Origin of the sequence: Brumimicrobium sp., assembly GCF_048268645.1 — a bacterium.
In the GTDB taxonomy this organism is placed as follows: Bacteria; Bacteroidota; Bacteroidia; order Flavobacteriales_D; family Crocinitomicaceae; genus Brumimicrobium; species Brumimicrobium ulvae.
This window is the reverse complement of record NZ_JBLWVE010000007.1, coordinates 108,627-132,970: the sequence shown is the minus strand read 5'-3', so window position 1 is coordinate 132,970 and position 24,344 is coordinate 108,627. Positions and strand designations below refer to the sequence as shown.

At 36.8% G+C, this 24,344-nt stretch carries 20 protein-coding genes; 12 read left to right on the top strand and 8 right to left on the bottom strand.

Going from position 1 to position 24,344, the window contains the following annotated elements; translation table 11 throughout:
* Positions 1-65: 65 nt before the first annotated feature.
* Positions 66-989 carry a hypothetical protein gene (locus ACN0U3_RS07765; protein WP_417265754.1) on the bottom strand — a complete coding sequence of 308 codons (924 nt, stop codon included), beginning with the start codon at positions 987-989 and terminating at the stop codon, positions 66-68.
* A 184-nt stretch (positions 990-1,173) separates the two neighbouring features.
* Between ACN0U3_RS07765 and ACN0U3_RS07760 the strand changes: the two genes are divergently transcribed.
* The gene (locus tag ACN0U3_RS07760) at positions 1,174-5,823 is read left to right on the top strand and encodes an InlB B-repeat-containing protein (protein ID WP_417265753.1); all 4,650 of its coding nucleotides are present in this window, start codon (positions 1,174-1,176) and stop codon (positions 5,821-5,823) included.
* Between the two features lie 133 nt (positions 5,824-5,956).
* On the opposite strand, the gene ACN0U3_RS07755 is transcribed toward ACN0U3_RS07760, so the two are convergent.
* Together ACN0U3_RS07755 and ACN0U3_RS07750 are read right to left on the bottom strand one after the other, a co-directional pair.
* The gene (locus ACN0U3_RS07755) at positions 5,957-6,865 is read right to left on the bottom strand and encodes a hypothetical protein (protein ID WP_299205100.1); all 909 of its coding nucleotides are present in this window, start codon (positions 6,863-6,865) and stop codon (positions 5,957-5,959) included.
* Positions 6,866-7,131: 266 nt separating this feature from the next.
* Positions 7,132-8,670 (bottom strand): YifB family Mg chelatase-like AAA ATPase, encoded by a 1,539-nt coding sequence (locus ACN0U3_RS07750; protein ID WP_417265752.1) that lies wholly within the window; start codon positions 8,668-8,670, stop codon positions 7,132-7,134.
* 158 nt (positions 8,671-8,828) lie between these two features.
* Between ACN0U3_RS07750 and ACN0U3_RS07745 the strand changes: the two genes are divergently transcribed.
* A complete protein-coding gene (locus tag ACN0U3_RS07745) occupies positions 8,829-9,089 on the top strand; it encodes a hypothetical protein (protein WP_299205106.1) in 261 nt (86 codons plus the stop codon).
* A gap of 48 nt (positions 9,090-9,137) precedes the next feature.
* Here ACN0U3_RS07745 and lpcA read toward each other — a convergent pair whose 3' ends face one another.
* Positions 9,138-9,704 carry a D-sedoheptulose 7-phosphate isomerase gene (gene lpcA / locus ACN0U3_RS07740; protein WP_299205109.1) on the bottom strand — a complete coding sequence of 189 codons (567 nt, stop codon included), beginning with the start codon at positions 9,702-9,704 and terminating at the stop codon, positions 9,138-9,140.
* Positions 9,705-9,816: 112 nt separating this feature from the next.
* On the opposite strand from lpcA, the gene ACN0U3_RS07735 reads away from it, so the two are divergent.
* Positions 9,817-10,263, top strand: coding sequence for a hypothetical protein (locus ACN0U3_RS07735; RefSeq protein ID WP_299205112.1), 447 nt, complete (start codon positions 9,817-9,819; stop codon positions 10,261-10,263).
* 106 nt (positions 10,264-10,369) lie between these two features.
* Here the strand turns inward: ACN0U3_RS07735 and rsmG are convergent, their stop codons facing one another.
* The 3 genes from rsmG to ACN0U3_RS07720 form a co-directional block, all read right to left on the bottom strand.
* Positions 10,370-10,993, bottom strand: coding sequence for a 16S rRNA (guanine(527)-N(7))-methyltransferase RsmG (rsmG, locus tag ACN0U3_RS07730; RefSeq protein ID WP_299205115.1), 624 nt, complete (start codon positions 10,991-10,993; stop codon positions 10,370-10,372).
* A gap of 62 nt (positions 10,994-11,055) precedes the next feature.
* Positions 11,056-11,661: an RNA polymerase sigma factor gene (locus ACN0U3_RS07725; RefSeq protein WP_417265751.1), complete on the bottom strand. Its 606-nt coding sequence runs from the start codon at positions 11,659-11,661 to the stop codon at positions 11,056-11,058.
* Positions 11,652-12,785, bottom strand: coding sequence for a glycosyltransferase (locus tag ACN0U3_RS07720; RefSeq protein WP_417265750.1), 1,134 nt, complete (start codon positions 12,783-12,785; stop codon positions 11,652-11,654). The genes ACN0U3_RS07725 and ACN0U3_RS07720 overlap by 10 nt, the downstream gene beginning before the upstream one ends.
* Positions 12,786-12,860: 75 nt before the next feature.
* Here ACN0U3_RS07720 and tgt point away from each other — a divergent pair, with 75 nt between their 5' ends.
* Positions 12,861-13,991: a tRNA guanosine(34) transglycosylase Tgt gene (gene tgt / locus ACN0U3_RS07715; RefSeq protein ID WP_417265749.1), complete on the top strand. Its 1,131-nt coding sequence runs from the start codon at positions 12,861-12,863 to the stop codon at positions 13,989-13,991.
* Between the two features lie 7 nt (positions 13,992-13,998).
* The gene (locus ACN0U3_RS07710) at positions 13,999-15,087 is read left to right on the top strand and encodes an LptF/LptG family permease (RefSeq protein WP_417265748.1); all 1,089 of its coding nucleotides are present in this window, start codon (positions 13,999-14,001) and stop codon (positions 15,085-15,087) included.
* Positions 15,088-15,092: 5 nt separating this feature from the next.
* On the opposite strand, the gene ACN0U3_RS07705 is transcribed toward ACN0U3_RS07710, so the two are convergent.
* Positions 15,093-15,695, bottom strand: a complete 603-nt coding sequence (locus tag ACN0U3_RS07705; RefSeq protein WP_299205130.1) for a NifU family protein — start codon at positions 15,693-15,695, stop codon at positions 15,093-15,095.
* Between the two features lie 137 nt (positions 15,696-15,832).
* Here ACN0U3_RS07705 and ACN0U3_RS07700 point away from each other — a divergent pair, with 137 nt between their 5' ends.
* From ACN0U3_RS07700 to bamA, 7 genes are all read left to right on the top strand, one after another.
* The gene (locus ACN0U3_RS07700; protein ID WP_417265747.1) at positions 15,833-16,264 is read left to right on the top strand and encodes a hypothetical protein; all 432 of its coding nucleotides are present in this window, start codon (positions 15,833-15,835) and stop codon (positions 16,262-16,264) included.
* A gap of 110 nt (positions 16,265-16,374) precedes the next feature.
* Positions 16,375-18,618 (top strand): TonB-dependent receptor, encoded by a 2,244-nt coding sequence (locus ACN0U3_RS07695; protein WP_417265746.1) that lies wholly within the window; start codon positions 16,375-16,377, stop codon positions 18,616-18,618.
* A gap of 11 nt (positions 18,619-18,629) precedes the next feature.
* The gene (locus tag ACN0U3_RS07690; RefSeq protein ID WP_417265745.1) at positions 18,630-18,980 is read left to right on the top strand and encodes a cation transporter; all 351 of its coding nucleotides are present in this window, start codon (positions 18,630-18,632) and stop codon (positions 18,978-18,980) included.
* A gap of 145 nt (positions 18,981-19,125) precedes the next feature.
* Positions 19,126-20,628, top strand: coding sequence for a F0F1 ATP synthase subunit beta (gene atpD, locus ACN0U3_RS07685; protein ID WP_299205141.1), 1,503 nt, complete (start codon positions 19,126-19,128; stop codon positions 20,626-20,628).
* A gap of 11 nt (positions 20,629-20,639) precedes the next feature.
* A complete protein-coding gene (locus ACN0U3_RS07680) occupies positions 20,640-20,930 on the top strand; it encodes a F0F1 ATP synthase subunit epsilon (RefSeq protein WP_417265744.1) in 291 nt (96 codons plus the stop codon).
* A 132-nt stretch (positions 20,931-21,062) separates the two neighbouring features.
* Positions 21,063-21,806, top strand: coding sequence for an isoprenyl transferase (locus ACN0U3_RS07675; RefSeq protein ID WP_299205146.1), 744 nt, complete (start codon positions 21,063-21,065; stop codon positions 21,804-21,806).
* A gap of 1 nt (position 21,807) precedes the next feature.
* Complete coding sequence (gene bamA / locus ACN0U3_RS07670) at positions 21,808-24,318, top strand: outer membrane protein assembly factor BamA (RefSeq protein WP_299205150.1); 2,511 nt, start codon at positions 21,808-21,810, stop codon at positions 24,316-24,318.
* Positions 24,319-24,344: the final 26 nt, after the last annotated feature.

Below are 24,344 nucleotides of genomic sequence, written 5' to 3'. Positions count from 1 at the left end.
AGAGGTGCAAAGGTAGTAATATAATATGTTTTGAACCAATGAATATTCTCAAAAGTGAAACCTGTTTACTTTCTTTTTACTTTTGAATATATTTTGTACATCCATTTAAACCAAAACGGAGAATTATCCCAAGAATAATTGAAATATTCGGTGTCTTGTCCATTAAAACGTTGGTTAAAAAATTGAATTCCTTTTACACGAGAACCACCAAAGTCTATCCCGCAATTTTCTTTAAAGCCATATTGTATAAAATGATTCATTAAAGCATACATTGCACCTTCTTGTTGAAGTTTTTCCATGGCTGTACCTTTTAGGTAAAGTAAGGTCTTGTTAAACTTTAATCCGATCAATCCACCTTTTAAGATATTGTTTTCAAAAACCCCAACTTTGTAGATATAACCTTCTTTTTCTGCTTTTTTTATGACATCAAATAAAAAATGAACATCCGAGGTAGCGTATATCGGTAGTTTTTTAGCGAGTTCTTTAGCTATTAACTTCGACAATTCATCAGTGTCAATATGCGCTTCACGAATTTCATAATTGGTTTTTGAAAAACGCTTAATCATTCGTTTGGCTTGTGTTTTCAATTTGAATTGATCTACGTCTACAACTTGATGAATATGTTTCGAGAGACGAATGGTTTTGTTCTTTTCAAGCGTAGGAATAGTAGTTTTAAAACTTAAGTCTCCCTTCGCGTAGCGTTCTAATAAAGATGCTTGAAATTTTTCCCAATCAATTTTTGAAACATCGCCAATGGGTTCAATGTATCTTTGGAATAGGGGAGGATAAACTCTAGAAATTCCTCCTTTACGGACCACACCTACAGGAATAGCAAATGAAAAATCCTCTGCAATGTATGCCTCCCAATCAATGGAAGTAGCGTCTAGGTAAAAAGAGAGGGTGTAAATGGTAGCATCAGGTGTTTGCCTAACCAACTTATCCCATTGTTGACGGTCAATGTCTTTTTTATTTATCCAATTTGCTTTCATATTGCTAGGCAGCTAAGTTAAAGAAATTCTTTTGAGCGTTTGATTAATGGAGAAAGAATAAGGGATTTGTCCAGATTAATAATTATTTAATACAGAAAAATGAAGTTAGATTATATTCTTTTATTTTTTTTCCACTAGATTCGTATTGGAATTTTAATGGAATGATTTCTTCAAATACACCCTTATGAAAAATAGAATATTTAGTTTGCTTCTCTTGTTTGTTTCTTTGCTAGTACAAATAAATTGGAATGCATTTCTTGCACAGACAACTATTTTTTCAGAAGCAGGAGGAGGTGCATTTCCTGCTGGATGGAGTGGAGTTAATAATGTTACGACAAATATAATTGATAAAGGGAGTTATTATTTGGTGGATGCTGGAAACCCTTCAGATGTAATTACCACAGCAAGCTATGATTTAAGCGCTTATGGATCGGCAGAATTTTCATTCAATATTAGATCATATGGTTCTGGTTCATACGGAAGTGCAATAGTAGAAGTTTCGTATGATGGTGGAACAACTTTTACCCAGACTTATACCTCACCTGTTACAACCGATGGTTATGTTACTCATTCCTTTTCTTTGTCAAGTGTTTCCAATCAAGTTGTCTTAAGAATTTCCCATAATGCAACATCAGGAAGAGGAATTCGGTTACAAAACTTAATATTAGAAGCAACTCCTCCTGTTGGGCCTACTTTAGTTGCTACACCAACGTCTTTAGCTGGATTAGATTACAATTTAGGCTCTGGCCCTTCTGCTGTGCAAACTTTTGAGTTGACAGGCTCAAATCTTAATGGAACAGATGCTATAGAATTACTGACAGGTACTGAGTTTGAAATTTCATCTGATAACATCTCATTTTCGGATTATATAGACTTAGGACTTTTAACTTCTGTTTCACAAACAATTTACGTGCGATTAAAGGCTGGTTTAATTGTGGGAAATTATAATGATATGATCTTAATTGCCGGTGGAGGTGTTCCTTCCGCAAATGAACCAGTCGTTAGTCTTTCAGGTGAGGTCTACGAAGCTTATGACATCATCTTTAATTCAAACGGAGGAACGGGTACAATGCCCAATCAAACCATTACTTCAGGGAATACTGAAAACATTAATCCAAATACCTTTACCAGAACAGGTTATGTTTTTGCTGGCTGGGCAACTACCGCAAGTGGAGCAGTAGTTTATGCAGATAACGACGCATATACTATGGGAAGTTCTGATGTTACTTTGTATGCGCAGTGGGATGTTTATGTTGGGCCTTGTTTTTCAATGAATGGACCTGATTTTCCTAATACGTCTGGATATACATCTTCAGGTGATACTGATTCCGGTGGTTCTCCTACAAATACAATCAGATTAGCTTCAAGTAGTACGGCAGGTTCAATTTCAACAACCGCAACAGGCGTGACTGCAGGTGATATTACAGTAAAGTTTAGAGCAAAAGGTTGGAGTGGCTCTGAAACGGAGGTGACTGTAACAGTAAATGGAGTTTCTCAAAATATATCAACGTTACCCACTTCTTTTGATGAAGTGGTGTTAACTTTTACATCAGTTCCAGCGGATCCGATTATTGAATTTAGTACTGCCTCAGGTAAAAGAGTCCATATAGGTAATGTTGAAATTATTTGTGAACCGATTGTTGTGTGCACCCCAACAGCATCCATCACTTCTTTCCTCCCTAATTCTGGTCCGGCGGGAACAATTATTACCATTACAGGTTCAGGTTTTACAGGAACAACAGAGGTGAAGTTTGGAACGGTGGATGCTACTAGTTTTACAATTGTTGATGATAACACGATTACTGCTGAAGTACCTGCAGGAATTGGAAACAGCGAAACGATCTCTGTCTTTGATGCAAGTGCTTGTGAAGAGGTGAGTGTTGACACCTATAGTTTGACAACTTCAAGTGGGACTTGCTCAGCATATCCTGGCTATACAGATTTATTTATGTCTGAAGTTTATGATCACTCACCTGGAAATGGTTGGTATTTAGAGTTATACAATCCAACGAGTTCTCCAGTTGTACTTACAGGGGTGTATCAAATTGAAAGATATGGAGAATTGAATTTAACAGGAAGTCATAATTTGATAGACTTAGTTGGAACCGTTCCACCTATGAGTGTTTTTGTTATTCAATTGCATTCATATGTGACTTGTTCTGGTCTTTCGGTTGATTTCCAGACACCGGGAGATTGGGGGATTAATGAAAATGACAGAATTCGTTTAGTGAAAAATGGAACAGTGGTAGATGATGTTTCTACTCCAAATTATACTGGTTATACGATTGTGAGAGATATTAGTCCTTCAGGAGTCGCTCCTTCTGATGTTTACCCTACCGTGGGTTGGACAACCTCTTCAGCTTTTGATTGCTCTGATTTAGGCTTTTTTACTTTACCCCCTTCAACAAATATTGATGTTACTTCACCAACTGATGTTAGCGGATGTTCATTAAATATGTCTGTTACTTCAACAACTCCTGGCGTGACTTATTCTTGGAAATTTAACGATCCAACAACAAATACGTGGTTAGCTGTTAACTCTACAAATTTACCAGGGGTAACGATTACGGGCGAAACAACTTCTAACTTATCTATCACTGGTGATCTTGCTTTTATGGAAGACTTTCAATTCTATTGTGAAGTTTCAGAATCAGGATGTTCTTCTGCTTCAGATGCTGCACAATTCAATACTGATTCCCGTCCAATTTATCGTTCTGTAGCAGGTTCAAATGGCGTTTGGTCAGATTACACTAATTGGGAAATGTCTTTCGATTATATTACTTATGTTCCAGCGTGTACCTATCCAAGAGACATAAACTCTTCAGAAGTAATTATTCAAGCAGGAACTTATATTCGTTTGGATTTGACAGGAACAGATGATGTAACAATTGATAAGGTAACTATTGAAAATACAGGGACTTTAGAAATTGAAGCCAATGCTCAGTTAACCGTAAATAATAGCGTTGCCGCTTCAGATTTTATAGTAAACGGAACATTATTCGATAGGACAAACGCAACGAATGTAATGGTTTTCGTTACTGGTGCTACTTGGGAACTGGGTGCTAACGGTACTGTAATAAAGAGTAACGAAAGTGATGTTGACTTCTATAGAGATGTATACGAAGGTGGAATGGCTAATATTCCAGCAACAGCAGATTGGATTTACCGATTTAATAATGACGGTGATCCAACTGTAGGGACAATTGACTTCTTTTATCCGAATCTATCATTTGAAAATACTACGGCTACTGCATATTCTTTTGGAGGAAACTTTAACTCTTTTAATGGAAGTACAGGGTTTGCAACAGTAAAAGGAGATTTCGACATTGGAGTAACAGGTAGTTCTACTTGTTTGGTAAGTAATGCGAATTTCAATGTGCAACCCATGTTGGTTTATGGAAATATGCATGTTGATTATGGCTCTGGTTTAGTCAATTACAATACAGCAACAACAGAGTTTGGAACTGGTTTTGAATTAAAAGGAGACCTGCTCGTTAATGGAACTTTAAGTGTTTTGTCAGGTACAACAGAAAGGGTCCTTCGATTTACTGGTACAACAGATCAAACTGTGTCAGGAGCGGGTGTAATTGACTTGTTTAAGGTGACTGTAAATAAAGCGACAGGAAATATTTTGCTCAATAGAGATTTGCAAGTGCAAAACGAATTGGTGATGGCGCAAGGTCATATTTTTACCAACACAAGTCTTTTAGAGTTAGGATTATCAACTACTCAAAAAGGAATATTAAATCATACCAATGATTATGTAGTGGGAAGAATGCGCCGTTGGTTCGATGGAACTAATTTAGGTGATCAAACGGGATTGTATCCGATGGGTTATGATGATGGTGGTTTGAAAAATAGAAATACAAAAATAGAGTTTACAACGGCGCCAACAGATGGTGGACATTTAACGGTGGAGTACATAGATGTTCCAATGGGTCCAGCAGGCTTGACTATTCCAGCTATTAATTCAGGCGGAGCTGGGTTTGATGTTACTACAACAGAAGATCAAGGATATTGGAAAATTGATAATGAAATTGGGAAGTTGGTAGATGGTTTATATACAATTTCTTGTATCGGCGAAGGCTATACTACTATTACTGATTTGTCTAAGTTGACTTTGTTGAAACGTGTAGTTGCAAATAGTCCAGATTGGTTTTGTCCAGGGGTTCACATTGCAACAGTTCCTTCAACTTTTGCTTTGCCAATGGTTGCTCGACTTGGTGTTACAGGATGGTCAAACTTTGGTTTTGGGAGTGTATATGATATCAATCCATTGCCGGTAACTTTAACTTCATTCGAAGTGGATTGCTCAGGAGATAATAAACAAATTAATATTCGTTGGAGTACTTCCAGTGAATCTAACTCTTCTCATTTTGTTGTCGAAAAAAGTCGTGATATGGCGCAATGGTCAACCGTTTCTCAAGTTCCTGCTGCGGGGAATTCTACACATCATATTGATTATAGTGAGCTAGATGAAAACCCATGGAGTGGTATTGTTTATTATCGATTAAGGCAATTTGACTTTAACGGAGATGCTGAAGTTTTTAATGCTATTAGCGCTTCATGTTCAATGGAAGGAAGTAAAACACTTATATACCCAAATCCATCGGATGGTGATTTCACGGTAGAGGTAACATGGAGTGGTGGAACTAAGGCAACCCAATTACAGATTGTCGATGTGACAGGAAGAATAGTAGGTCTGCAAGATGTTATTTTGAAAGAAGGCATAATGCAATTCTATTTTAATCAAATTGATTTGAAACCTGGAATTTATAGGGTTGTTTTCCCAAACACAGAATTGAAACCCCTTAGGGTATTGGTTGCTCATTAGTAATAATTGAAACAAAAAAGAGAGGGGAACCTCTCTTTTTTGTTTCAATTATTTATTATTCATCTTCCTTTTCTACTTCCTCCTTACACCCTCCATCCAATCCATAATTCATAGTTCATCATTCATAATTATATTACTTCTCTTCAGCCAAAACAGCATCTCCAAAGCGTTCGTAGTTGACCAGCCAAGCAGCTGCATTTTTGACATATCGACCAGTCCCAGCAGTGTCCCACTTGATGAAAAGTCGAGTAAATCCTCCATCAATGAGTAAGCGTTTCCCATCTTTTTCATAGGCTGCGGTTACCAAATTACCACTTGAACCGTAAATTATAGGAGTAAGATCTTTGTGGGCACTGATAGTTGCTATGGTAATTCCTTCGTAAATATTCTGAAGTCCGGTAGTGATTAAATGGTTAGGCATAATTCCAGATTTGCTACCGTCTCTTAGTAAACCTACTGTTTGATCCCCCATAACGTTTCCTTGCATATCGTTTCCGATTAAATAATCAGCAATATAGTTAGCATCTGCATAATAAGGCTGGTTATCACCCCAAATGTAAACTCCTTTTCCGCTGTCAAAATAATTCTTTATTACTTTCGCGTGCTCTTCACTGAGCTTTCTTTGGTTGGAAGAAATAATCCATAATTGACAAGATTTAGCCAATGCCGAGTCTAATGCCTTAGCAGTTGGAGGGTTGTTTAACCAACGGTAAACAGAAAAGCCTTTTTCTTTTAACGCTTCTGTGGGTAAACGAAAGTCAAATCCTTCTCCTGTGTAAAGGTGTAGAACAGCAATCGTTTGTCCTTCAAAAGCACCGTCCACTGCTAAGTCATATTGATTTCCTTCCGCATTTCCAAAGACATCCGAATCTACCTCACGGAGTTCTTTAACGACCTTGTAAGATTCTGTAGATTCGTCATACACTTCTACACTAACTTCCTCTTGAATAACATTTTGTCTTGCTGCCTTGTTGTATTGCGATTGAACACTACTAATAAAAAGTGAAACAAATAATCCGGATAATAAAATAGTCTTTTTCATAATGAATTGTTTTAGTTTTTATCCTTGTACAACACACTTTGAAATGGGTTCATATTTAATTAAAAATTACGAATAGGAGAATTATGAATAGATTAACTTTATTCAATAATTCGTAATTCGTAATTGATTAACTCGTAATTGATTAATTCGTAATTCCCCAATTCTACATTCGTAATTGATTAACTTTATTCAATAATTCGTAATTCGTAATTGATTAACTCGTAATTGATTAATTCGTAATTCCCCAATTGTACATTCGTAATTGATTATTTAGCCCAATCATCTCTGTCCAAACTCCTAAATTGTATGGCTTCAGAAATATGGGATGTATTTATTTCGGCATCTTGATTTAAGTCAGCAATCGTTCGGGCGACTTTTAAAATACGATCATAAGCTCTCGCAGATAAACCTAGTTTATCCATGGCTTGTTTGAGTATCGTATTACATGCCTCATCAATTTTACAGTATTTCCGAAGTTCTTTACTGCTCATTTGTGCATTACAATGTGTTTCATCTGTTGTTTTAAAACGTTCTTCTTGAATTAAGCGGGCTTCTACAACGCGCTGCCTAATGTCTTTACTTCCTTCATCTGGTTGGTGGTAGGCCAGTTCGTCGAAACTCACTGGAGTAACTTCTACGTGTAAATCGATACGATCGAGCAGTGGACCAGAAATTTTATTTAAGTAGTTTTGGACTATTCCTGGTGCGCAAACACAATCTTTATCTGGATGATTGTAATAACCGCATGGACATGGATTCATGGCGGCTACTAACATAAAGCCTGCTGGATATTCTACGGTGAATTTCGCCCTTGAAATGGTTACGAACCTGTCCTCGATTGGTTGTCTCATGACTTCTAGAACAGAACGTTTGTATTCGGGTAATTCGTCAAGAAAAAGCACTCCATTATGTGCTAATGAGATTTCCCCAGGTTGTGGATATCCACCGCCGCCAACTAGCGCAACATCTGAAATCGTGTGATGAGGTTTTCTAAAAGGACGTTCCGTTATTAGTCCTGCTCCGGCATTTACTTTTCCAGCAACCGAATGAATTTTTGTGGTCTCCAAAGATTCGTTGATGCTCATAGGTGGTAGAATGGTTGGCAGTCTTTTCGCCAGCATTGATTTTCCTGCTCCTGGTGGACCAATAAGAACAACATTGTGTCCGCCCGATGCTGCAATCTCAAAGGCTCTTTTAATGTTCTGTTGACCCTTCACATCTCTAAAGTCGACTGTAAACTCATCTAGTTTTTTGTAAAACTCTTGTCGAATATCAATTCTTGTAGGTTCGAGTCCAATGCCGTCATTTAAAAATGTGATTACTTCATTGATTGTGGAAGCGCCATAAACATCTAATCCGTCTACAATAGCAGCTTCTCTTACATTTTCTTTAGGAAGAATGATTCCTTTAAAACCTTCTTCTTTTGCTTTTAAGGCGATGGGAAGTACTCCTTTCATAGGCTGTAGGCTTCCATCGAGCGACAATTCTCCTAATAAAATGTAGTCGGCTAACGCATCTGTCTTTACTTGCTCACTTGCAGCCATTATTCCTATTCCAATAGGAAGGTCGAAGGTTGATCCTTCCTTGCGAATGTCTGCAGGAGCCATGTTGACTGTAATTTCTTTCATGGGGTATTTATACCCGTTGTTGGTAAGGGCGGCTTTAATTCTTTGTTGACTTTCTTTTACCGCGCTGTCGGGTAGTCCTACCAAAATAAAACTGATGCCCTTGTCGATGTTTACTTCGATTGTAATGGTGGTGGCTTCAATACCGAATACGGCACTGCCAAAGGATTTGACTAACATGTTGATTTAGGTTTTTAAGTTATTTCTTATTTAAGTTAGTGAAATTTATCAAATCAAAAAACTTTTATAGAAAAAATATCTTGTCTAAATATTTTTAACAATTCAGGTGTAAAAATCAAGAAATTTGTTAATTTTATAGAGAACTTAAATTAAAAGAAATGGGATATTACAAAACAATTGATGGTAACAAGTATGATGGCGAATTATTAGAATTGGCTGAAAAATTAACTTCTGGAGCAGGAGATGGTAGATTGTCAAAAGAAGATGCGTCACAACTATTGGATGCTGTTAAAGATGGAGATTCATATACAGACATTGAGAAAGCTACTGTTGCCTACATTCGTGAGAACTATAAGTGGACTGATGCTGCAGATGAGTGGTTCAGAACTGAAATTAGAAAATGGGCTGCGACTAAATAAGCAACTTTATTATCATTAAAAAGAGCTGCCTTTTTGGTAGCTCTTTTTTTATTTTAGGTGACGCTCCACGTAGTCTATTAGGCTGTGTATAACCTTAATATGAATCTCCTGAGCTCTATCGGCATATTTCGCATGAGGCGCACGTATTTCAACATCACAAAGACCAGCCATTTTACCACCGTCTTTCCCCGTTAAGCCAATCACCTTCATTTCTTTTCTTTTTGCTGCTTCAATGGCCTTAATCACATTTCCTGAATTGCCACTTGTGGAGATGGCCAATAAAACATCGCCTTTGCGTCCAACCCCTTCTACGTAGCGAGAAAATATATATTCATAACCATAATCATTCGCAACGCAAGAGATGTGTGAAGGATCTGAAATTGATATGGCACCAATGGAAGGTCGGTCGTTTCTATATCGACCGGTTAATTCTTCTGCGAAATGCATGGCATCACACATAGAGCCACCATTTCCACAGCTTATAACTTTACCTTCAGATTGAAAGCTTGAAACCAGAAGTTCTCCAGCTGCAACAATCTTTTCTAGATTAGCAGGAGTGTTGAATTTTTGCAATACATCTAAAGCTTCATTAAATTGGTCTGCTATTTGTTTCATGACTCAAGAATTAAAATATCAAAATTAAAAAATTAAACAGAAAGAAGCCCCGATTTGAACCATTTTATTATATTTGGAAACCCGGGATTATAACTGTGCTAAACTTAACATGATGAGAAAACTTTTACTATTAGCGATTACTAGCGTTTTAATTTTTGGAGCGAAGACAACTTTCGCTCAAAATGACAAAAAAGAATTGAACTGCTTTGAACGATATGAAGCCGCATTTAAAGAGCGTGGTTCTTACACTATTTCAGATAATATTTATAGAAATGTTATGATTTCCTTTTTTGAAGGTGACGAAGTATACTGTGTTAGAGGAAAGGTACGTGTCGAAAATGGATATGTAAGTGCAATTTTTTATTATTACGATGATAATACCGAAGAACTATATGATAAAAAGTTTCATAACTTAAATAATGAGCCGCCAACGGTAACAAATGGTATTTCTGAGATGATCATCAACGCCGACCGTGAAAGGTTTAGAGTGGTCTTCATCGATAAGTTAAAACCTAAAAGAAAAGCATTACAACAAATGAAGATTCCAGACGATCTTTAGAATGTTGACAAGTAAAAAAAATAAAAAAGCAACCTAAACAGGTTGCTTTTTTATTTTTTGTCACTTCTTTAAATGTTGCTTTGATACTTTTGAGTATAGTCTCGTGTTAGTATAACTGAACGTAGACAACTTTTTTTGTTTCAAAAAATGCTTCTGAGAAGTTGTCAGAGATTAAATGAGATTCATGAAAAGTCTGAACTGGTCTCATCTCCTCTGTTAAATCACCACCTTTTAAATATAAAATACCGTTCGGTAATGCATTTTTGTGTTGCTTGTTGATTTTTTTGCGAACCCAAGAAATAAAAACAGGCATTTTTGTTACAGCACGACTTACAATAAAATCATATTTATCTTTTAATTCTTCAGCTCTTTTGTGACTTGCGCGAACATTCTTTAAATCTAAAGCTTCAGCAACAGCTTCTACAACTTTAATTTTCTTTCCTATCGAATCCACCAAATGAAATTGACATTCTGGAAAAAGAATGGCCAATGGAATTCCAGGAAATCCTCCTCCAGTTCCAACGTCAAGAATACTTGTTCCTGGATTGAAACGTATGACTTTAGCGATGGCTAAAGAATGTAACACATGGCGCTCATAAAAATGGTCCATGTCTTTTCTACTGATGACATTGATTTGTTGATTCCACTCTTCATATAGTGGCCCCAGTTTTTCAAACTTGTCAATTTGATCCGCTGTTAGTTTGGGGAAATATTTTTTGATAATATCCATAAGGCAAAAATAGCATAATCTCACCACATGGGCAGGTCTTCTATTCAAAAATAAATTCTAGACTATATGGTGTCTTTTGTGTTGCTCATAAGGTTGGCAAGAAACTCTCTTGCACGAAAAAGCTGTGCTTTAACTGTACCTAATGGTAAATCCAAGTCATCAGCAATTTCATCGTAGGTTAATTCTTCGAAATACCTTTTGATAATCAGTTCTTTATAGCGTGGCTTGAGTCTTTCTACAACTTCTCGCATGGTTTTTATCTTTTGCTGTTGAATGTAAACCTCTTCAGGGTCCATATGTCCACCATCAATTTCCATTCCCACACTTTCTCCGTTTTCGTTGGTGTAAGCATGGTCCATTGAGGTGATAACCACCCTTTTCTTGCGTATGTAGTCTATACAGTTATTTGATGCAATTTTGAAAAGCCAAGTGCTGAATGCATAATTGGGAACGTATTGGTTAATGCGATTGAAAGCTTTTCCAAATGCTTCGATGGTTAAATCTTCAGCATCGTCCGTGTTTTTGATCATCTTCAGCAACATAAAATAAACTGGTTCTCTATATTTAGACAGTAATTCTGCATACGCAGATTGGTCGCCCTGTTTTGCGCGATTAACTATGTCTAAATCTTTTTTACCCTTCTCTGATAGGTTTTCTCCTATTTCCATTTTGTTGCTGTTGATTGCTCAGTAGTGTAATAAACAATAGGGGTGAATATCGCATAAAATAAATCCCAAAAAATAATGCTCCAAATAAAAGACTTTTGTTCTAGCTTTTTAAAGGCCATCCCTAATATTAACCATTTTGAAACAATAAGTAATGAAATTACACCTATTGATATCCAACTCATCCAATTATTAACAATCAAAGTAACTAAAGAAATGTATAGCAAAAGCAAGGAGAGAGGATATATTCCTAACAATAGTTTTTTGAAAAGTGAGTAGCGGCCAGAGGTAGTGTAGTGTCTAGACTTTTGAGAATACCAATCTTTCCACGTTTTCTCTCCATCTGAATAGCAAAAAGCTTCTGGGGAAAGCGAAATCGTATAGTTCTTTTTCTTTGCTACCTCTTGAATAAATAAATCATCATCACCAGACTGAATTGAGTAATGCGATTTGAAACCACTGTTTTTCATGAAAACTTCCTTGGTGTAGGCGAGGTTTCTACCAACTCCCATATAAGGAACGCCTGCTTTGGCAAAGGATAAATAGTTTAAGGCTATAAAGGTAGAATCAAAACGAATGACCTTGTTGAGAAAGCCCTTTGATTTACGATGTGGAGCATAGCCTAAAACGATTTCTTTTTTTGGGGTAAATTTATTGGTCATCTGCTTTATCCATTGGTCTGAAGAGGGTTTACAGTCAGCGTCTGTGAACAAAAGGTGTTCATATTTAGCGCCTTTTATTCCTATGGTTAAAGGGAGCTTTTTTCCATGTGCTAAATGATGATTGCGCTCAATATTGATGACTTTAAGGTGAGGGTACTTTCCTTGATAAGCTTTTAAAATAAATGCTGTGTTGTCAGCTGATTGATGATTGACAACGATTACTTCGAAGGTTTTGTAATCTTGCTCTAAAATGTTGGGTAAAAATTCATATAAATTGTCTTCCTCATTTCTCGCGGCAATAATTATACTCACTGGTAAATCTTTATTTTCTATCGTTTTTTCCTTGTGAGAAGCAATCCTTAAATAGAAGAAAAGTAGCCAAAACAGTTGGATGAAGGCCATTCCCCAAAATAGAATTGAGAGGGTCAATTGAGAAGTGTACGTAATGTCAGGAATAATTTCCATTGATATAGTTTTGTACAAATATGGCACACTTGTTTAAATACAATTATCTTTGTGTTTTTATTTTTCAACATATTTATGCACTTCGAATTATTACATCGCGATAAAAAGTCCCAAGCAAGAGCAGGGAAATTACAAACAGACCATGGAGAGATTGAGACACCGATCTTTATGCCGGTGGGAACAGCCGGAACTGTTAAAGGAGTAAATCAACTTGAAATTGAGAATGAGATCAATGCCCAAATTATTTTAGGGAATACATATCATCTTTTTTTACGACCAGGTACAGAAGTGCTTGAGGCTGCAGGAGGTTTGCATAAATTCATTAACTATAATCGTCCGATCTTGACCGATAGTGGAGGTTATCAGGTATATTCTCTTTCCGGTTCACGTAAAATTACCGAAGAAGGGGTGAAGTTCCAATCGCATATAGATGGTTCGTATCATTTCTTTACTCCAGAAAGAGCAATTGATATACAGCGCGTAATTGGTGCTGATATTATTATGGCTTTTGATGAGTGTACGCCTTACCCTTGTGACTATCAATATGCCAAGCGTTCAATGAAAATGACGCACCGCTGGTTGGACAGGTGTTTTAAACAGATGAATAGTACCAAGTCTAAATATGGATATGAACAGGCTTTGTTTCCAATAGTTCAAGGGAGTGTGTATAAGGATTTGCGTCAAGAGTCTGCAAAGTATATCGCTGATCAGGATTCTTTAGGAAATGCTATTGGAGGATTGTCTGTTGGAGAGCCTGATGATGATTTATATTCTATGACCGAAACAGTTTGTGAGATCTTGCCGATTGAAAAACCAAGGTATTTAATGGGGGTAGGTACTCCAACGAATTTATTAGAGTGTATTGCCCTTGGAATTGATATGTTTGATTGTGTAATGCCTACTCGTAATGCAAGGCATGGTTTGTTGTTCACTAGTGAAGGAACCATTAATATTAAAAATAAAAAGTGGGAAAAAGATTTTTCTCCTATAGATCCTAACGGAACATCCTCTGTAGACCACTTCTATTCTAAAGCTTATTTGCGTCATTTGATAAAAACTAAAGAAAATTTAGGGATTCAAATTGCGTCAATTCATAATTTAGCTTTTTATTTGGCGTTAGTTAAAGAGGCTAGAGTAAGAATTATTGATGGTACATTTACAGATTGGAAAAACACAATGGTTAAAAAGCTAGGACAAAGATTATAAGTTGCGCATGTTAAAAATCATAGATCGCTATATCATCAAAAAATACCTGATCACTTTCTTCTTTATGTTGGGGGTGATAATGATTCTTGCGATGGTGTTTGACTTGGCAGAAAGACTTGGAGAATTCATTGAAAAAGAAGCTCCCGTCCGTGCTATAATTTTCGACTACTACCTTAATTTTGTGGTGTATTTCGGAAATTTATTCTCTCCTCTAATCGTCTTTGTTGCTGTGATTTGGTTTACTGCTAAAATGGCCCAAAACACGGAGATTATCCCCATGCTTAACAGTGGTAGACCTTTTCGAAGAATTCTTCGCCCTTATATGATTGGTGCAACTATATTGATGCTTATTTCCTTAGCGTTAAATCATATTGTGTTACCAGAATCTAATAAGGTCAGACTGCAATTTGAAGAAGATTATTATCGTAATATTAGAACGGTTGCCGATTATTTTGCAGAGTTTCCAGGGAAAAAGGTGGTGTATTTTGATTCTTACCGCTCGGATAAAAGCAGGGCACTTGGGTTTGTGATGGAAAATCGAAATGAAAACAATGAATTGGTTTCTATTCTAAAAGCAAATCAAGCCATTAACCCTGATAGTACAGATAATTGGAGGTTGATTGATTACCATATTCGGTACATTGGAAATCCGCATGATAAAATTGTTTATCCGCCCAATAGTGGACAGCATTTAGATACGATATTGCCCTTTAAATTGAGTGAAATGGCGCAGCGTTCAACCGTTGTGCAAACAATGGGATATAACGAATTGAAAGAATTTATCGAATTGGAGAAGATCAAAGGTTCAGCTGATATTGCTTTTTATGAAATCGAGTTCTACCAACGAACTTCTTTTCCTTTCGCTACTTATGTATTGACTCTAATTGGGATGTCGGTTTCATCTAAAAAATCCAGAGGAGGAATTGGGGTAAATATTGCAGTAGGCTTGTTCTTGGCTTTTATTTATATTTTCGCTATGAAGGTGACTTCTGTTGCAGCAGAAAATGTTGGGTTTCCGAGCATGATTGCTGTGTGGATCCCCAACATTATATTTGCTGTGCTTGGACTCATCCTATATCGAATGGCCCCAAAGTAACTTAATTACGATTCTGCAACTACTTCCTTAACTTCAGGGATGTGTTGTTTGAGTATTTGTTCAATTCCGCCTTTTAAGGTGTTTGTAGATGAGGGACAACCAGAACATGCTCCTTTTAGTACGACAGTCACTACCCCTTCATTAAAGTTTCTGAATTCTATGGCTCCTCCATCTCCTTCAACTGCTGGTTTTACATATTGATCCAATAAGCCTTTGATGGCATCATCAAATTCTGATGGTGTATAATTGGAGGTGTCTATTGTTTTGTCTTCTGAAATTGGAGCAGCTTTCTCTTCAGGGATCTTGGTAACGACCTGGTTTCCTTCGGCAATATAATTTCTGATGTAATCACGCAGCTCTGTAGTAACGAAATCCCAAGCTAAAGTGTCGTCTTTTGTGATTGAAATAAAGTTATTGGCAATATAAACCTCTTTTACAAAGGGAAAGTTGAATAATTCATCTGCTAATGGAGAAAATCCTTTCGTTTCTTGCTGGGTCTTAAATTCTGCTGTTGCTGAAGGATCAATCAAATAATTGTTGGCAACGAATTTCATTGTGTTTGGATTCGGTGTCATTTCAGCATATATTGTTACGGGTATCTTTGACATAATCTTATTTTTTTACAAAGTTAAGAAGTAATAAGTGAATAAATGTCGATTTGAACTAAAGAATACAATACTGTCCTTCTTTCGTTAATATCAAGTTAAATTTTTAGTATCTCATCTTTATTTCTTATTTTCGTGCTGTGAAACAACATGTTCGAATATATTTGTTAGGACTTGTAGCGCTTTTCTTTATCAGCACTACTGGAGTAACCGTATATAAACACTATTGTAGCTTTGGTGGCGAGTTTTATGGTTTATTCATGGATGTTAATCATGATTGTGGGCCAGATACCGCTGGAGAAGTTCACGCTTGTTGTTCTGTAAAGGATGTCAATTACGATATTCAAATCAAAGAAGAGTGTTGTACAAGTGATGTTGACGTTTATCAAATTGATACCGATTTGATTTATCAAGATGAGGATGTAGAACTGGTTAAAACCTTTGTTTGCAGCATTCCTTACGCAGTAAAACTACCTTTTCCTAAGGTAAAGGAGTTGGCAACCTCAAATAAGGCTCCGCCTGCCTTGACTTTAAATAGGCGTCTTTCTTTGTTTCAAAGGTACCTATTGTAGAATATTTATTTGATGGTCTGTTGGTGATGTTTTGATCGAATAGACATGATGGATTGTGATTTTATCACAGTTGATTAACATTTAATAAATTTATTCTAAACAATACGGAAATGAAATACATTTTATTTATTACAATATTCATACTGGGCTTGTCTGCCTTTGGACAAAAGATAAGCATCCAAGGATCAGTTAATAGTTATATAGATGGCAAGTCAACCTCGCCAATTTTTGGGGCAGAGGTTTTTCTGAAAAATGCCAAATCCGGTGATATTACGGATGAGAAAGGAAACTTTAATATCAAAACAGACGCACAACTTCCGGATACTTTAATTATACGTGCGAGTAGCTATCATCCCGATACGGTGGTGATTAGTGAATTAGAAGGAAATAATTACAAGGTTACACTTTATCCAGAATTCGTTTCAGATGAAGTGGTGATTAGAGCGAAAAGAGAGAATTCTAGTATTTTACGTTTAGACCCTCGAAATGTGGAGAACCTCACCCAGGGAGAGTTGAGAAAAGCAGCTTGCTGTAACTTATCAGAATCTTTTGAAACTAACGCTACAGTTGATGTAGGTCTTGCTGATGGTGTGTCTGGATCGAAAAGGATTCAAATGATGGGGTTGAGTGGGCGTTATACGCAACTCCAGTTCGAAAATATACCCTTCATGCATAATCTTGATCAAGCTTTCGGTTTGTCTTCTGTTCCCGGTACTTGGATCCAGTCAATTCAGATTACAAAAGGAGCAGGAACTGTAACCAATGGTTATGAATCAATGGCTGGATTGATTAACCTTGAATATATGAAGCCAGATAATATTGAACGTCTTTTTGTAAATGGTTATGGAAGTATTCAGGGGAGGGTAGAGCTCAATATTCATGGAGGAAAGTCTGTTGGTGATAAATGGAGTACAGCTTGGTTTGTCCACGGAGCTTCTGTCATGCAAGAGAATGATAGGAATAAAGACGGATTTAGAGACCTTCCTCTAGGAGATGTACTGATTGCAATGAATCGTTGGAAGTACACAGCTGAACTTTTCAGGGCTCAAGTAGGTTTGAAGGTGAGCCATACTGATCAGCAAGGGGGGCAAATAGGATTCGATCGATATGCGCACCAATCTAATCAAGGCCTGTATGGTGTAGGTATACGAAACACGAATGCTGAGTTGTTCGGAAAGACAGGTTTCTTGTTTAAGGAAGATGTTTTTAGTTCAATTGGAATAGTGTATTACGCAAAGTATAATGAATTGAACACAGTTTTCGGAAACCGTGCATTAAATGCAGTCGAGAGAAGAGGTTATATGAATACGATGTATGAAACCATCCTTGGGAATACAAATCATAAATTGAAGTCAGGATTGAGCTTCGTTTATGATGATTTAGAACAAACAATGGATGATCGACTCCCTAATGATACGACATTACGTAATTTTGATCGGACAGAGATTGTTCCTGGTTTGTTTTCTGAATATACTTATACGGGCACACGATCAATTGTGGTGTTGGGAGCAAGGGTAGATTATCACAATCTGTACGAATGGCAGTTTACACCTCGTGCGAATTATAAAGTTGACCTAACTGAAAACATGGATATACGATTGACCGCAGGACGTGGGTTTAGGGTTTCAAATTATGTAACGGACAACTTGTCGTTAATGGCAACAAACCTTCCATGGTATGTAGATAATGATATTCAACCTGAAGTTTCTTGGAACTTTGGAGGGAGTTGGATGTGGGACTTTAAGTTGTTTGACCGAAAGGCGACATGGACAGCAGACTTTTACCACACACTTTTTGAAAATCAGTTGGTAGTAGACAGGGACGAATCAAGTGAATATATTCGTATGGGGAATTTGGATGGTTCATCATTTTCAAATGTGTTTCAAACAGATATTAAATTCGAACCCATTACGCGATTCGAAATTAAAGCAGCGTATAAATTCTTAGATGTAAAGTCGACAACAGGAGGAGAGTTAGAGACAGTTTTAATGGTTCCTAAGCACAGAGGGTTTGTGAATCTTGCTTACGAGTCTAGAAACCGTAGATGGTCCTATGATTTAACACTTTCTGTTTTTGGTGCACAACGTTTGGCAAAAGTTAAACGTCCTGATGGTACTTTTACTGAAGATAACATGAGTGAAGTAGTGCCAATGCTTTCCGGGCAAATAACGCATCGTTTCAAGCATTTTGAAGTATACTTAGGAGGTGAAAACATGTTAGATTACAGGTTGAAAGATCCGATTATTGATGCGGCAAACCCTTTTGGGGAAAGATTTGACGCAACGCGAGTTTACTCTTCTATTTATGGTGTAAACGTTTATGCAGGATTTAGATTTAGTTTAGATAAAAAATAAAATAGTAAATTATGAAAATGAGATTAATGATGATGGCTGTGATTGCATTGGTGCTAACAGCATGTGCAACAGCAAAAGATGGTGAGCCAGTGAAAAGAACGGCTTTTATTCAGACCAATGCCCAGTGTGGAGATTGTAAAGAAAGAATGGAGAGTGTGTTGAATTTTGAATCAGGAATTATTTATTCAGATTTGAATATGGAGGACAAAAAGATGGAGGTGAAATATAATTCTAAGAAAATTTCTTTGGCAGAGATAAAAACAATTATCTCAAATATAGGCTATGACGCAGATGAGGTACAGGCTAATAAGTCTGCCCAAAGTAGTCTTCCTGCATGTTGTCAACCAGGTGGTCATGATTAATAAGAAAAGCGCTAGGGTCTAGTGTAAAATAGTAAGTAATTAACAATCAAATTCAATTTGTGGAAAAAATTAGCTTTTTATAAGTAGTTTAAGAAATAAATAAGCTATCTTTGCGCCCAAATTGAACATTTAAAAGGACAGGATAATGTCGGAAATCAAAGGACAAGTTTTACAGGTTATTGGACCTGTTGTTGATGTAAGCTTCGAGAAAGGAGTCGAGCTGCCAAATATTTACGATGCATTATATGTGTTGAAATCAGACGGTTCTAGAGTAGTTCTAGAAGTTCAGTCTCACGTAGGTGAAAATGCGGTAAGGACAATTTCAATGGATACCACTGATGGGTTTACTCGTGGAATGGAAGTGATTTCTACTGGAGATTCAATTCAAATGCCAGTGGGTGACCAAGTGAAAGGACGTTTGTTTAACGTTGTTGGTGATGCAATTGATGGTATAAAAGAAACTGACCGTACGGTAGGTGCTTCTATTCATAGAGATGCTCCTAAGTTTGAAGACTTATCAACTTCTTCTGAGGTTCTCTTCACAGGGATTAAAGTGATTGACTTGGTTGAGCCTTATTCTAAAGGAGGTAAGATTGGTCTATTTGGTGGTGCCGGTGTAGGTAAAACTGTATTGATTCAAGAGTTGATTAACAACATTGCAAAAGCGTATGACGGATTGTCTGTATTCGCTGGGGTTGGTGAGAGAACTCGTGAAGGGAATGACTTACTTCGTGAAATGCTTGAATCTGGAATTATTTGCTACGGTGAAGATTTCATGAAGTCAATGGAAGAAGGAAAGTGGGACCTTTCAAAAGTAGATGAAAATGAATTGAAAGAGTCTAAGGCTGCTTTCGTATATGGTCAGATGAATGAACCTCCAGGAGCTCGTGCTCGTGTTGCTTTGTCTGGATTGACTTTAGCTGAGTATTTTAGAGATGGTGACGGTGAAGGAACAGGTAGAGATATCTTATTCTTCGTAGATAATATCTTTAGATTTACACAGGCTGGTTCTGAGGTGTCTGCACTTCTAGGTCGTATGCCATCTGCTGTAGGTTACCAACCAACATTGGCTACTGAGATGGGGGCGATGCAAGAGCGTATTACTTCAACTAAGAATGGTTCGATTACTTCTGTACAGGCTGTATATGTTCCTGCGGATGACTTGACTGACCCTGCTCCAGCAAATACATTTGCTCACTTGGATGCAACTACAGTATTGTCTAGAAAAATTGCAGAGCAAGGAATTTATCCAGCAGTAGATCCATTGGATTCTACCTCTAGAATTCTTTCTGCTTCTATCTTAGGTGACGAGCACTACAATTGTGCACGTAGAGTTCAGTCAACTTTACAACGTTATAAAGAATTACAAGATATTATCGCGATTCTTGGTATGGACGAGCTTTCTGAAGAAGATAAGCTAGTCGTTCACCGTGCACGTCGTGTTCAACGTTTCTTATCTCAACCTTTCCATGTAGCTGAACAGTTTACGGGATTAAAAGGAGTGTTGGTAGATATTAAAGACACAATCAAAGGATTTAACATGATTCTTGATGGTGAATTAGATCAATACCCAGAAGCTGCTTTTAACTTAAAAGGAGATATTAACGATGTGATTGAAGCAGGAGAGAAAATGCTTGCTGAAGTTTAAAAAAGTATAAAATGAAGTTAGAGATAATTACTCCAGAGAAAAAAATGTTTGAAGGTGAGGTAGATGCTGTTCGATTCCCTGGAATCGATGGGTCTTTCCAAGTCCTTAGAGGTCACGCCCCAATCATTTCTGCACTTTCTGAAGGCAAGATAAAGGTTGATTTGTCAAATGATGATACCGATTTTGACGACTTCTCAGGGTCTATTGAACCAGATTCTACCAACTCTAGAGTCGTTCGTTTGTCTATCAAAGGCGGAGTAATGGAGATGCAAAATGATAAAATTATCGTACTTGCAGACTAATGAAATAATAAATTGAGAAAAAGGGAGTTGTATAAAGCAATTCCCTTTTTCTGTTAAACTACGTTAAGGTTATTCATAATTATAGGGCAAAAGTCTTTTTGTTATTGTAAATTCGTCGACTGATAAATTATAATGAGCCTGTTAAGTCAAATAAACCGTGAGAAGTGCCCCAAGCATATTGCCATCATTATGGATGGGAATGGACGTTGGGCAAAGCAACAAGGAGAAATGAGGCTCTTTGGTCACGCTATTGGTGTGGAAGCTGTTCGTGAAGTACTAAAAGCTTGTGTTGAATTAGGTGTTAGACACCTAACATTATACGCTTTTTCTACGGAGAACTGGAATAGACCTAAAGAAGAAGTTGACGGGTTGATGAACTTAATGGTTGAAACTATCGCAAATGAAATCTCAGAACTGGATGAGAATAATATTCGCTTGAGAAGTATTGGAGATCGTTCTGGTTTACCTGATGCTTGTAGAAATGAGTTAACTACGGCGATGGAGGCTACTAAGACCAATGATTCATTAGATTTGATCTTGGCACTCAACTATAGTGCGCGATGGGAAATCGTTGATGCTACTAAAAAAATTGCCAATAAGGTGAAAGCTGGAGAGTTAAATCCTTCCGATATTGATGATGAAACTTTTTCAAAAGCACTTTGCCTTGGTGATGTTCCTGATCCAGAACTCTTGATTAGGACCTCAGGCGAATGTAGAATTAGTAACTTTATGCTCTGGCAAATCGCTTATTCTGAATTGTATTTTACAGATAAATTGTGGCCAGACTTCAAAAGAGAAGACCTATACGAAGCGGTGATCGACTATCAAAATAGAGAAAGACGATTTGGTCAAGTATCAGAACAATTGAATGATTAATATGAGACAACTAACAATCATACTTTTAACTATTGCTATTGCGCATTTTTCTTTTGGGCAATCAATCGATTATGCTAATCCTAAGCAGTATGAGGTAGGGCCAATTACTATAAATGGAGCTGATAACTTCGACCACCAAGCCATTAAATTAATTGCTGGTTTGCGTCAAGGAAGTAAAATTAAAATTCCAGGTGAAGAAATTACTAAAGCCATTAAGAATTTATGGGACGAAGGATTGTTTTCTGATGTTCAAATAAAACTTGAAAAAACACTTGGCGATGTAGCTTACCTTTCTATTAATTTAAAACCTCGTCCTAAACTTTCACGTTTTAGATTTGAAGGTGCCAAGAAAAAAGATGCTGATAAAATTCGAGAGGAAATCAATTTGTTCTCAGGAAAAAACATTACTGAAAATCTTATTTTTAATACCCGTGCGAAAGTTGTAGGATACTATAGAGAAAAAGGATTCTATAATGTTAGTGTTGACATTCAACGTGTCAATGATACATTAATGAATAATTCTGAAATCTTCGTTATTTTCATCGATAAAGGAAAGCCAGTAAGAATACAAGAAATTAATTTCTATGGAGCTGAATCGGTTAAGCCTGGAAAGTTGCGCCGTAAAATGAAAGATACAAAACAAAAAGCTTTTTGGAGATTCTTCAAACGTTCTAAATTTACTGAATCCGCCTATGCTAGGGATAAAAAGTTGATGATGCAAGAATTCAAAGAAATTGGACTGCGAGATGCAACGATTATTCGAGATTCAGTATACCGAAAAGACGATAGAAATCTAATTGTTGATATTCATATCGATGAAGGTCAAAAATATTATTTTGGAAATATCTCATGGGTTGGAAATGCAAAGTATACTTCTGGATATTTGGATACGGTTCTAGGAATTAAGTATGGAGATCTGTATAATCAAACTTTATTGGAAACAAGATTATTCCAGAGTATGGATGGAAGAGATATTACTTCTTTATATATGGATAGAGGACATCTGTTCTTCCAAGCAACTCCTGTCGAAGTAAATGTTGAAAATCATCACATCGACTATGAAATTCGAATTATAGAAGGGAAGGAAGCTAGAATTAAAGACATCATTATTAAAGGGAATTATAAAACGAACGATTATGTAATTAGACGTGAAATCCGTACAAAACCAGGTGACTTATTCAATAGAAATGATATTATCCGAACACAGCGTGAGTTGGCTCAGTTAGGATATTTTGATGAACAAGCTTTTGAAATTAATCCACTGCCTAACCCTGCAGATGGTACTGTTGATATCGAATACGTTGTAACTGAAAAGTCATCAGATCAAATAGAACTCTCTGGAGGATATGGAGCAGGTAGAATTATAGGAACCCTAGGCTTAACTTTCAATAATTTTTCAATACAAAATTTGTTTAATAAACAAGCTTGGCAACCACTTCCTACTGGAGACGGACAAACTTTCTCTATTCGAGCGCAAACGAATGGTAAGTTTTATCAATCTTATAATTTATCATTTACCGAGCCATGGCTTGGAGGTAAAAAACCAAATGCTTTTTCAGTTTGGTTGAATCACTCTCAATTTGGAAATAACTTGAACAGATCTAATCCAGATTACCAAGGGGTATCAATTACAGGAACAGGGGTTGGATTGCAAAGAAGAAAGAAAGTCCCGGATGATTACTTTAGTGCTTACTACGAATTTTCTTACAATTATTATGATGTAACAAATTACGGAGATGTCTTTGACTTTGATAATGGATTTTCAAATAATATTGCATTCCAATACGTATTGTCGAGAAACTCTATTGACGCACCGATTTATCCAAGAAGTGGTTCCAGAATATCATTCACAGCGAAAGGAACATTACCGTATTCCCAATTTGATGGTATTTCAGATTATAGTTTAGTGGATGAACAAACAAGAAATAAATATGCTGAATACTATAAATTGAAATTGACAGGTGAGTGGTATTTACCTTTAACGCCAGACAGAAAGTTAATTCTTATGCCGAAAATTGGTTTTGGATTTATGGGAAGCTATTCCGCAGCCAAAGGACTGACGCCTTTCGAAAGATTCTATTTGGGAGGAAATGCCTTGACGGGGGTCGCTCGTTTAGATGGACGTGAATTGATTTCTTTGAGAGGTTACGAAGAACAAGAAGTGTCTTCTACTCTGGGAGATCCAATCATTACTCGTTACTCCTTAGAGTTAAGGTACCCCATTTCTTTGAACCCTTCTGCTACTTTCTTCGTTCTTGCATTTGCCGAAGCTGGAAATACTTATCCAACATTTGCTAAGTTTAACCCATTCAATGTTAAACGAAGCCTAGGAGGTGGAGTTAGGGTGTTCTTGCCTATGTTTGGTATGCTAGGGTTTGACTACGGTTGGGGATTCGATACGCTTGATCCGCACAGTAAAGGTGCAGGTAGCGGAAACGATATTTCTAGAATGGGAGGTAAGCCAGTTGGAGCATTTCAATTCATTATTGGTGCGAATTTAGGAGATTTATAATATTTTTGTTTAAAACGAGTTATCTA

Excerpts from the sequence above, each read along its gene's own strand:
- ACN0U3_RS07760 (WP_417265753.1), top strand. The coding sequence starts at position 1,174 with ATGAAAAATAGAATATTTAGTTTGCTTCTCTTGTTTGTTTCTTTGCTA.
- bamA (WP_299205150.1), top strand. The coding sequence starts at position 21,808 with ATGAGACAACTAACAATCATACTTTTAACTATTGCTATTGCGCATTTT.
- tgt (WP_417265749.1), top strand. The coding sequence starts at position 12,861 with ATGCACTTCGAATTATTACATCGCGATAAAAAGTCCCAAGCAAGAGCA.
- lpcA (WP_299205109.1), bottom strand. The coding sequence starts at position 9,704 with ATGAAACAAATAGCAGACCAATTTAATGAAGCTTTAGATGTATTGCAA.
- ACN0U3_RS07695 (WP_417265746.1), top strand. The coding sequence starts at position 16,375 with ATGAAATACATTTTATTTATTACAATATTCATACTGGGCTTGTCTGCC.
- ACN0U3_RS07675 (WP_299205146.1), top strand. The coding sequence starts at position 21,063 with ATGAGCCTGTTAAGTCAAATAAACCGTGAGAAGTGCCCCAAGCATATT.
- ACN0U3_RS07725 (WP_417265751.1), bottom strand. The coding sequence starts at position 11,661 with ATGGAAATAGGAGAAAACCTATCAGAGAAGGGTAAAAAAGATTTAGAC.
- ACN0U3_RS07690 (WP_417265745.1), top strand. The coding sequence starts at position 18,630 with ATGAAAATGAGATTAATGATGATGGCTGTGATTGCATTGGTGCTAACA.
- ACN0U3_RS07735 (WP_299205112.1), top strand. The coding sequence starts at position 9,817 with ATGAGAAAACTTTTACTATTAGCGATTACTAGCGTTTTAATTTTTGGA.
- ACN0U3_RS07765 (WP_417265754.1), bottom strand. The coding sequence starts at position 989 with ATGAAAGCAAATTGGATAAATAAAAAAGACATTGACCGTCAACAATGG.
- ACN0U3_RS07755 (WP_299205100.1), bottom strand. The coding sequence starts at position 6,865 with ATGAAAAAGACTATTTTATTATCCGGATTATTTGTTTCACTTTTTATT.
- ACN0U3_RS07720 (WP_417265750.1), bottom strand. The coding sequence starts at position 12,785 with ATGGAAATTATTCCTGACATTACGTACACTTCTCAATTGACCCTCTCA.
- atpD (WP_299205141.1), top strand. The coding sequence starts at position 19,126 with ATGTCGGAAATCAAAGGACAAGTTTTACAGGTTATTGGACCTGTTGTT.
- ACN0U3_RS07750 (WP_417265752.1), bottom strand. The coding sequence starts at position 8,670 with ATGTTAGTCAAATCCTTTGGCAGTGCCGTATTCGGTATTGAAGCCACC.
- ACN0U3_RS07680 (WP_417265744.1), top strand. The coding sequence starts at position 20,640 with ATGAAGTTAGAGATAATTACTCCAGAGAAAAAAATGTTTGAAGGTGAG.
- ACN0U3_RS07705 (WP_299205130.1), bottom strand. The coding sequence starts at position 15,695 with ATGTCAAAGATACCCGTAACAATATATGCTGAAATGACACCGAATCCA.
- ACN0U3_RS07745 (WP_299205106.1), top strand. The coding sequence starts at position 8,829 with ATGGGATATTACAAAACAATTGATGGTAACAAGTATGATGGCGAATTA.
- ACN0U3_RS07710 (WP_417265748.1), top strand. The coding sequence starts at position 13,999 with ATGTTAAAAATCATAGATCGCTATATCATCAAAAAATACCTGATCACT.
- rsmG (WP_299205115.1), bottom strand. The coding sequence starts at position 10,993 with ATGGATATTATCAAAAAATATTTCCCCAAACTAACAGCGGATCAAATT.